The following is a 7,947-nucleotide window of genomic DNA, read 5'->3' as shown; positions in this document are numbered from 1 at the left end:
CTATAGGCGCACGAATCCCCAGTTGCCAAAAGGTGTGTTTCTTCCCGGCAAAGCAAACAGGCTCTCTTTCGCGCGCCCTGATGATTTCTATATTACATGATGCCATTTCGTTTGTCTATACAAAAATCCGCTGTAGTATTAGTCCGTCCATTTCTATAAATTCTATCGATTTCGATAAAATTTATCACAATTTTATCACAATCGGATTTTCATTCATGCGGCTATTTTTTTCTTTATTTGTTTCACCTCTCTTTCAATCCGATCCAGCCTCGACTCAGATTTCACACGCGTCTTGAGACCTTCTTTTAAAAACTGATTAAGTAGTTTTTGATAAGGCGCTCCAGTCTTGCCGGAAATCTTACGTAATGCGTCAAGACTCTCCTGATCGATATTAATGGTGATTTTGATCTTCTTAGTCTTCGCCATTTTTGCGCGGATTTCCTTTGTTCCCTTTTTATCTAAAATTAAATCACTTAGTTTTGGTTGTTTCATCGTAAAGCCTCCTAAATTTTCTCCATTCAGCGCATCCAATAATGCGTATGATGTCACCTCTTCGTGTAAACCAGGTCGTCAACACACGACCTTTGGCTGTCTGCCCAACCCAATAGAATCGTTTTTCACTTCCCGAATGCTTCCGATCCATCAACTGAATTCCTTTGGGATCGAAAAAAGATTCTACTGAATCTGAAAATGGAATCCCATGTTTACGGATGTTAATTAATTCTTTTAGGGCGTCCCATTCAAATTCCATAGCCAATGTTACCATATTGATATGTATAAAGCCATACTATTTTAGCAAGTAACATCATTGTTGTTATCATATTTATGTTCATTTTTTTCATTTGCTCACTAATTCTGCACAGTGCAAATAAATGAACAATTTAAAAAAAACGAAAAAAAATCACCCTTTATGCCAGGAGGAAGCCGGAAGATTTTATGTTATTTTTATTCTTGAAACCACTTTGTGAAAAAGGCATACTTCACCCGAAACAGAGGAGCGGGAATGGTTGAGTTTTACAAAATCTGGATCGAGCAGTGCGAAGCCGCAGAGGGGATCCAGGAGAATTTCGGAACCATGAAGGCCCTTGGTTATCTTATTGGTGAAAAGCTGGTCAACTTCGTTCGGAACTCCTGGAAAGATCCTGAATTTGCCGCGGAGCTACTGCACTTTATCGCCGAAATCAAACGTATTTTTGAACCGCATGAGATTCGGGAGTATTTCGAAAACTTCCGCCGGGTGGGTCCTCTCGGGCATGTTTGCACCGACGAAGAGTTTGAGTTCCTCCGCACAGCCGGCGCGGTTGAGGAGTCCCCGGTAGAAGGCGCAGAAGAGGTATTGATCGTGGAGCGAATCAAGGAGATGTTGTTAAAATGAAGCGGCGACCGGGTAAAACGCCTCCAGGGAATGCCGTAGGCCGTGGAAAAGAGGGGAGGCTATATACCTTTGAGGTCTTTCTCCTCAGCGGACCCATGACGGGTAAATTTGTCAGGAAGAACAGGGTGATTTCCCGGACGATTCAAATCCACGGCGACCAGACCCTGGAGGATCTCCATCAGGCCATTTTCGGGGCCTTCGACCGCGAGGATGAGCATTTGTACGAGTTTCAGATTGGCGGCAAGGAACCGATGGACCCGAAGGCCCGGAGGTATGGCCTGTCCATGGGGATGGACAATTTCTTTTCCGACGACGGGCCGACCGGGGACGTGACGCGCGTAACAGTCGGTTCGCTTCAGTTGAAGGTCGATGACCCCTTTGGCTACTGGTTCGACTTCGGGGACGACTGGTGGCACCAGATCAACGTGGTCGCCATTGAGCAAGCCCTCCCCCGCGGGAGGTATCCGAAGGTCATCAAGCGTGTCGGCGAGAGTCCGCCGCAATATGTGGATGGGGACGAGGAGGACGGAAAATGAACTTGCAGGTCGAGAGTCAAAACCTTTCTAAACGCTTCGAAGCTGGTAAAATAGACCCCTTCATCTTTTTTGACCTTTTTCCCTTGCTGAATTGTTTTAGCTGTTTGGACAAATTCCTGAAGACCTGTTTTTAAATCTTTAATGCCAATTTTAACCTTTTTGACTTTCACTTTTTTCCTCCTTTTTCAGGGAGACTAAGTCTTTTCCTTTATTACGGAATCTCCGATTTTTTATAATCCTGAAGCCAAATGAATTTATTTGTCAGATTGTCTTGGTCAATCTTAGACATTAACGAGAGAATTCGACGGAGCAATCCCCGAAAGGGAAGGTGATCAGAAACAATAATGCCGTTATGGGATTTTCCTTCCCGGGCAAACTGCTTGGCCAGGAATACAAAATCTTTTACGTTGAAAGAGATTATGGTCCGTTTGTTCCGAAGAGCAAAAACAAGTTGATCTTGGTCTGAGAGACCCTGGTTTTTAACTTCATAGGTGGAAATACAATCCACATTCCGATCCCTTAGAACCTGTGCTAATAACGGATCGACATCTTCATCAAGATAAAATCGCAGGTCCATTATTTATTTTTAGGGTTGATAAAACGAGGAGTCAGTAGAAATCGGATTTCGGTCGGCTAGATTTGAAATTTCTGTCTGACATGATCTTCTGAGTTTTCGGCGATATCTTTTTCGACTTCTTCACGGTTATCATAATAGTAGGCGAGGGCATCATGAATCTGACCCAATGAAAGATGAGGAAATCGATTAACCAGTTCTTCCGGGGAAAATCCATATCGTAGAATATAAATGACAACAGATCGAACTGGAAACCGGGTATTTGCGATAACCGGACTTCCTCCGCAAATGTTTTGATCTATTGTGATGTGAGGGTGAGAAATTTTAGGCATATTGCAATACTCTCCATTCGTTGTTAACAATATCATATTTGAAAAAGAACAGAGTTAGAAAGCTGTCATTGCGAACAAAGTGAAGCAATCTCAAGACTTTACGATAAGATTGCCACGCACCCTTCGGTGCTCGCAATGACATGATTAATAAGTGGGTGCGAAGTCTATCGCTGGTCTTGGGTCCAACATTGTCCAGCCAAAATACATCCGTTGCTTTCTCGATTGATTGCGGGGATAGGATTTGAACCTATGACCTTCGGATTATTGAGAGTGAATTCCGAACTCTTCTCTTCCAATTTTCTGCTTATTTCTTATATGATTGTCACTGCATGGTTGCTTCTTTGCAATCGATAAAATAAGTAAAAGATTGTTGTTCCGTAAAATTTCGGAAAAATGAATATGGAACCTGATGCCATTCAGGAAATTCAACGCCAACTTGCCGTCTTACAGGAGGAGTGTTCCCGCCTCCGCCAAGAGAATGAGTCCCTTCGTAAATTACTAAACTTACCTGTCCCGAAGGATAAGCCCGATATTTCTCAACCTCTGAAAACGGTCTTGCTTTTCAGTCCGGAACAACTCCCGTCTATAGACTCTAAATCTCCTGTGTCCGAGAAGATCGCACTTTTTAGAATCCTGTTTCGGGGGAGAGAGGATGTCTATCCGGTTTTATGGAAAAGCGAGAAAACAGGGAAAAAGGGATATTCTCCAGCCGTGAAAGGGGGGTGGAATAACCCCAAGGATAAAGAAAAAGAATACCTTCCCCTGACAGACGATGTGATCAAGGATCATCTTCTGGGAGAACAGACAATTGGGGTCTATCCGATCTTAAAAGATGACACCTGCTGGTTTTTAGCCTGCGACTTTGACGGGAATGAATGGACCACGGATGCATTAAGTTATTGCGCAACCTCGGAAGAATACGGCGTGCCCGCCTATCTTGAAAGGTCCCGGTCTGGAAACGGCGGTCATGTCTGGATACTCTTCTCCAAACCTGTTTCTGCAATGTCAGCGAGGCGATTGGGAGCTTCGTTCTTGCGGGAGACCATGGCTAAACGAAGAGGGCTTGACCTGGCGAGCTATGACCGATTCTTTCCCAATCAGGATTATATGCCAAAAGGTGGATTTGGAAATTTAATTGCCTTACCCCTCCAAAAGAAATGCCGTCCTCTGGGCAATACAGAATTTCTGGATCCCGCATCGCAGCAACCTTGGACAGACCAATGGGTGTTTTTAAGCCAGCTTAAACGCCTTTCTCCTGAACAACTGGATGGATTATTGGAAAAGACCCTACCCGTAACGGCAGGGCCAAATTCGAAAGAATTACAAAAAAAGACCACTCTTTTTAGCCAGTCAGGAACCCAAAGAATTTCCTGTGCGTTGAGTGCTGTTTTAAGTGTTGAAACGGCAGGGATTCCCTCCTCACTCCTTTCAGAGATAAAACATTTTGCCTCCCTCCATAATCCAATCTTTTATGAACGGCAGAAATTCCGATTATCAACTTTCCGTACCCCGCGCTTTATCAAATGTTACGACCAGGACAGCAAACATATACATTTTCCCCGCGGCCTTACGGAAAAAATAATCGCGACAATAAATGCTGCGGGGGGAGAGGTTGAAATCCATGATTTTCGGCCAAAACATGAGAAGATCAAAATAGCATTTCAAGGAACATTAAGCCCTGTCCAGGATGAAGCGGTTAAGGCGGTACTGGCTCATGATCAAGGAGTGCTTGTAGCGCCTCCCGGATCAGGCAAAACAGTTATGGGATGTGCCATTGCGGTCGCAAGGAGTTTTCCCACCCTTATACTGGTTCATCGTAAACCATTAATGGACCAGTGGAAGATTCAACTAATGAATCTTCTTGGGCTTTCTTCAAATGAAGTGGGTCAGATAGGAGGTGGCAAGAGCAAACAGACAGGAGTTGTGGATCTGGCGATGATCCAGAGTCTTAAGAAAATGGAAAATGTAGAGGCGTTCTTTTCCAATTATGGATTGATCATAGTTGACGAGTGCCACCATCTCCCGGCATTTTCGTTCGAGTCCTCTATAAAACAGGCGTCAGTACGATATTTATTGGGATTAACCGCGACGCCGTATCGCCGGGACGGTCTTCAGGACATCATCATGATGCAGTGCGGACCGATCCGGCAAACGATATCCCGTCAATCGGGCGCTTCGGATAATCTGAATCTTGAGCTTCTGATCCGTGAAACCGATTTTAAATTTGAAGGAGAGGAAACATCCCCGATTCAGGATATCTTCCGGGCTATGGTTAATAATTCTGAAAGAAACAGGATCATTGTCCGGGAGATTCTGGTTGCCCTCGAAGAAGGGCGTCGCTGTCTGGTGTTGAGCCAATGGAAGGATCATTGCAAGGTTCTTGAGGAGCATCTAACGGCTCATGGGAAAAAGCCTTTTGTTTTGAATGGTGGACTTCGTAAAAAGGCTCGTGAAAAGATTTTTGATGCCATCCGGTCTGTTTCCCCAAATGAGGAGCTTTTAATCATCGCCACGGGCCAGTATTTAGGGGAAGGATTTGATTGTCCGCAATTAGATACGATGTTTCTCATCTTTCCAATTGCTTTTAAAGGCAAACTTATTCAATACACAGGCCGGTTGATGCGGCCATTTAATAGCAAGCGAAATGTAAAAGTATATGACTATTTGGATAACAACGTGCCTGTTCTGAAAAAGATGTACGGCAAGCGTTTAAAAACCTACAAAGTACTTGGATTCGAGGAAGAGGAAGCTTGAGTTGCATAATAAAAGTTATCACACCATGTTCATTATTGACTGATGTTCACTATTCATGAACAGTTGAACCGCCAAGGCTCCCTGGAGTAAAGTTTTTACTGCTATCTCCAGGTGCCGCCGGGTTTCCAAACTCTGACAAAAGGGACAGCTGTTTGTGCGGCTTTGATTACAGGTTCGAGGAATGGGGCGAGTTGCCTGATGACTTGCCCAAGGTCATCCGGTGCTGAGGCCAGACCATTCTTCTTTAAAAATGCCCGCCACTGTGCCTGTTTTTCCGGCATGGCAACAAACTCCGGGGTTAGAGCGAGCGGTAGCCCGCAAGGGATAGCGGTACGCCTTCGCTCGAAGGTCGCCCGCAGTGCGCCCGCAAGCGGCTCACCATCGAATGATTGCAACGTCGCCAATATGTACACATCAAAAAAATCTCGCATGCGGCTGTTCTTTGCGCCAAGAACAACCATGGCGTGGAACTTCTCAGCGATGACTGTTTCTGGCCGGTAAGCCCGCAACCGGGGGCGCGGCAGTTCGAGCAAACTCGGATAGTCCAGCCACTCGGGCGGCGGCAGTACAGCATCCCCAATCCCCACATCTACCTGCACGCGAAGACGGGCTGACCCGAGCTGGGCTCCCAATGTCACCCGCCTGCCGCCGTAGGCGTCTTCCGGACGGATGGCTGAGACCCGAATAGAATCTTTCAGGTAGATCATGGCGTCAGGCTCGACTTCAACGGCACATATATCCTGAAAGATATTGGTCAGCGCTTCATCCGAAAAGTCTCCGAAACCGAGCAGATCGGCGTCGCGTGTAGGGCGGATCGTCTCACCGAACCAAACGAGCATCAGGAGCGCGCCCTTTAGAACAAAACGCTCGGCGTGTGGTGAGCGGGACAGCCGGTAAAGAAAACGTTCGGTCGCAAAACGAGTCAGCAGGAGGTTTACGTCCACACGCAGGGATTGGGCATGCCGGACGAGCTGTGTGTGCACCGACTGAGCCAGACCACGAGTTGCGGCGCTCATGCGACCAATGCCTCCAGATAGGGTGACATGACACGTTGCACACGGCAAATCCGTGCGTAGTGATCCAGGTCGTCCATGGTGAAGCGGCGCTCTTTCCAGGCTTCGCGCAAGGCTTCCAGGGCAACGTTCAGGCCGACCTTGTTGCGGTATTTGAAGAGGTCCGCAAGAGTTTTGGCAATATTGTACACTCTCACCGGTTGTTCCTCGATGCGGTGTACCTCAATGCCTGAGATCAGCGCTTTTCCGCTGAATCTCACGATACGCAGCGGCGGATAGCGAAGGCTCGGTTGTCTCGCCCGTCGATCAATGGCAACCCAAACGTAAGGTGGAAGTTCAGTTCCGATGCCATGAAAGCTCAGCGCGGAAATCAGGCAGACAACACCATCCGGTACAGCGCGGGCAACGATGGCAAGCGTGTGATGCTCGGTGACCGGTTGATCAGGGAGGCGGTATTGTCCCCGGGCGATACGCTCGACGGCTCCCTCGCGGACAAGCCGTGTGAGGATTTGACTGTGGATTCCCAGAGCTTCTTTGACTTGAGATCGTTGCATGTGTGAAATTGTACTCATTTATAAATAAATGTCAACAGCTTCACACATTATCTATTTCACTTCCCCGTTCCCCCGTTTTCATGACTCATTCGATTATGATAGCTGGAACAAAAGTGGTCTGTAATCCGGGGGGATATTGAATTTAAAGGCAATAATCAACAAGTTGTTTTCCAAAGAAGATTTTCGGCGCAAAATATTTGGAAATTGAAACAATTTTTTTAAGCTTATACCGGCAATAAAAAACTCTCACCAACGGTGAGAGAAATTAGTTGGACAAAAAACAGGCTCAATAAAAACGGATGTTCCATCTGGAATATCGGAGATAAAGAGGTTTAAGCCTCTTCAGGAAGAAATTCGGGAGACTGTGCAAGTTCATTAATTATTTTATCGTCTAGCCCTTTGATTAATCCGTTGGTAGACCGGGCGACGCTTTCAGCCCTTTCAATAAAGATTTTTACCTTCTCATATTTTTTGAAATTCAGGGGGCTTAATGATTTTAATACCCCGTCTTCAAAAACAGCTTCAATAGATTTTGCCATCAATACTCCTACAGGCCAGAGAAACAGTTAGGTGCCTTTTTATATCTTGTTTTAAGAGTAACGAAAAGTAAGATACAGGTCAAGGCTGTTTAAATTCATTGGGCAAAGGAAGTCTTATCTAGTCTACTCCTGATGGTCTCGTAAAAAGTCAGCATACTGGAATCAGATGAAAATATTGATCAGAAAACTCATATTTCCCTTTATTTTCAAGGGTTTTTGTGGTAAAAAGCTTCTTAATTCCACACTGTTTAAGGAGCCATCGTGATTTAT

General features: G+C 45.7%; 10 protein-coding genes. 3 read left to right on the top strand and 7 right to left on the bottom strand.

Features of this window, described 5'->3' with window-relative positions:
- Positions 1-213 precede the first annotated feature (213 nt).
- Together HYR79_09290 and HYR79_09285 are read right to left on the bottom strand one after the other, a co-directional pair.
- Positions 214-492, bottom strand: a complete 279-nt coding sequence (locus HYR79_09290; protein ID MBI1821888.1) for a BrnA antitoxin family protein — start codon at positions 490-492, stop codon at positions 214-216.
- A complete protein-coding gene (locus tag HYR79_09285; protein MBI1821887.1) occupies positions 470-751 on the bottom strand; it encodes a BrnT family toxin in 282 nt (93 codons plus the stop codon). Before HYR79_09285 ends, HYR79_09290 begins: the two co-directional genes overlap by 23 nt.
- 252 nt (positions 752-1,003) lie before the next feature.
- On the opposite strand from HYR79_09285, the gene HYR79_09280 reads away from it, so the two are divergent.
- Positions 1,004-1,375 carry a hypothetical protein gene (locus HYR79_09280; GenBank protein MBI1821886.1) on the top strand — a complete coding sequence of 124 codons (372 nt, stop codon included), beginning with the start codon at positions 1,004-1,006 and terminating at the stop codon, positions 1,373-1,375.
- The gene (locus HYR79_09275; protein ID MBI1821885.1) at positions 1,372-1,911 is read left to right on the top strand and encodes a plasmid pRiA4b ORF-3 family protein; all 540 of its coding nucleotides are present in this window, start codon (positions 1,372-1,374) and stop codon (positions 1,909-1,911) included. The genes HYR79_09280 and HYR79_09275 overlap by 4 nt, the downstream gene beginning before the upstream one ends.
- A gap of 211 nt (positions 1,912-2,122) precedes the next feature.
- On the opposite strand, the gene HYR79_09270 is transcribed toward HYR79_09275, so the two are convergent.
- Positions 2,123-2,488, bottom strand: coding sequence for a DUF5615 family PIN-like protein (locus HYR79_09270; GenBank protein MBI1821884.1), 366 nt, complete (start codon positions 2,486-2,488; stop codon positions 2,123-2,125).
- A gap of 56 nt (positions 2,489-2,544) precedes the next feature.
- On the bottom strand, positions 2,545-2,817 hold the full coding sequence (locus HYR79_09265) for a DUF433 domain-containing protein (GenBank protein MBI1821883.1): 273 nt from the start codon (positions 2,815-2,817) through the stop codon (positions 2,545-2,547).
- Between the two features lie 393 nt (positions 2,818-3,210).
- Here HYR79_09265 and HYR79_09260 point away from each other — a divergent pair, with 393 nt between their 5' ends.
- Positions 3,211-5,571: a DEAD/DEAH box helicase family protein gene (locus HYR79_09260; protein MBI1821882.1), complete on the top strand. Its 2,361-nt coding sequence runs from the start codon at positions 3,211-3,213 to the stop codon at positions 5,569-5,571.
- 101 nt (positions 5,572-5,672) lie between these two features.
- On the opposite strand, the gene HYR79_09255 is transcribed toward HYR79_09260, so the two are convergent.
- The 3 genes from HYR79_09255 to HYR79_09245 all read right to left on the bottom strand — a co-directional run bounded on the left by HYR79_09255 (position 5,673) and on the right by HYR79_09245 (position 7,677).
- Complete coding sequence (locus tag HYR79_09255) at positions 5,673-6,587, bottom strand: nucleotidyl transferase AbiEii/AbiGii toxin family protein (protein ID MBI1821881.1); 915 nt, start codon at positions 6,585-6,587, stop codon at positions 5,673-5,675.
- Complete coding sequence (locus HYR79_09250; protein MBI1821880.1) at positions 6,584-7,156, bottom strand: type IV toxin-antitoxin system AbiEi family antitoxin domain-containing protein; 573 nt, start codon at positions 7,154-7,156, stop codon at positions 6,584-6,586. The genes HYR79_09255 and HYR79_09250 overlap by 4 nt, the downstream gene beginning before the upstream one ends.
- A gap of 314 nt (positions 7,157-7,470) precedes the next feature.
- Positions 7,471-7,677 carry an antitoxin family protein gene (locus HYR79_09245; GenBank protein MBI1821879.1) on the bottom strand — a complete coding sequence of 69 codons (207 nt, stop codon included), beginning with the start codon at positions 7,675-7,677 and terminating at the stop codon, positions 7,471-7,473.
- Positions 7,678-7,947 lie beyond the last annotated feature (270 nt).

It is taken from the genome of Nitrospirota bacterium (genome assembly GCA_016178585.1).
GTDB lineage: Bacteria > Nitrospirota > Nitrospiria > JACQBW01 > JACQBW01 > JACOTA01.
The sequence above is the reverse complement of the archived record's forward strand: the minus strand, read 5'-3'. Positions and strand labels throughout refer to the sequence as shown.

Coding starts and splice junctions, on each gene's coding strand:
- HYR79_09290 (MBI1821888.1), bottom strand. CDS start 492: ATGAAACAACCAAAACTAAGTGATTTAATTTTAGATAAAAAGGGAACA.
- HYR79_09285 (MBI1821887.1), bottom strand. CDS start 751: ATGGAATTTGAATGGGACGCCCTAAAAGAATTAATTAACATCCGTAAA.
- HYR79_09280 (MBI1821886.1), top strand. CDS start 1,004: ATGGTTGAGTTTTACAAAATCTGGATCGAGCAGTGCGAAGCCGCAGAG.
- HYR79_09275 (MBI1821885.1), top strand. CDS start 1,372: ATGAAGCGGCGACCGGGTAAAACGCCTCCAGGGAATGCCGTAGGCCGT.
- HYR79_09270 (MBI1821884.1), bottom strand. CDS start 2,488: ATGGACCTGCGATTTTATCTTGATGAAGATGTCGATCCGTTATTAGCA.
- HYR79_09265 (MBI1821883.1), bottom strand. CDS start 2,817: ATGCCTAAAATTTCTCACCCTCACATCACAATAGATCAAAACATTTGC.
- HYR79_09260 (MBI1821882.1), top strand. CDS start 3,211: ATGAATATGGAACCTGATGCCATTCAGGAAATTCAACGCCAACTTGCC.
- HYR79_09255 (MBI1821881.1), bottom strand. CDS start 6,587: ATGAGCGCCGCAACTCGTGGTCTGGCTCAGTCGGTGCACACACAGCTC.
- HYR79_09250 (MBI1821880.1), bottom strand. CDS start 7,156: ATGAGTACAATTTCACACATGCAACGATCTCAAGTCAAAGAAGCTCTG.
- HYR79_09245 (MBI1821879.1), bottom strand. CDS start 7,677: ATGGCAAAATCTATTGAAGCTGTTTTTGAAGACGGGGTATTAAAATCA.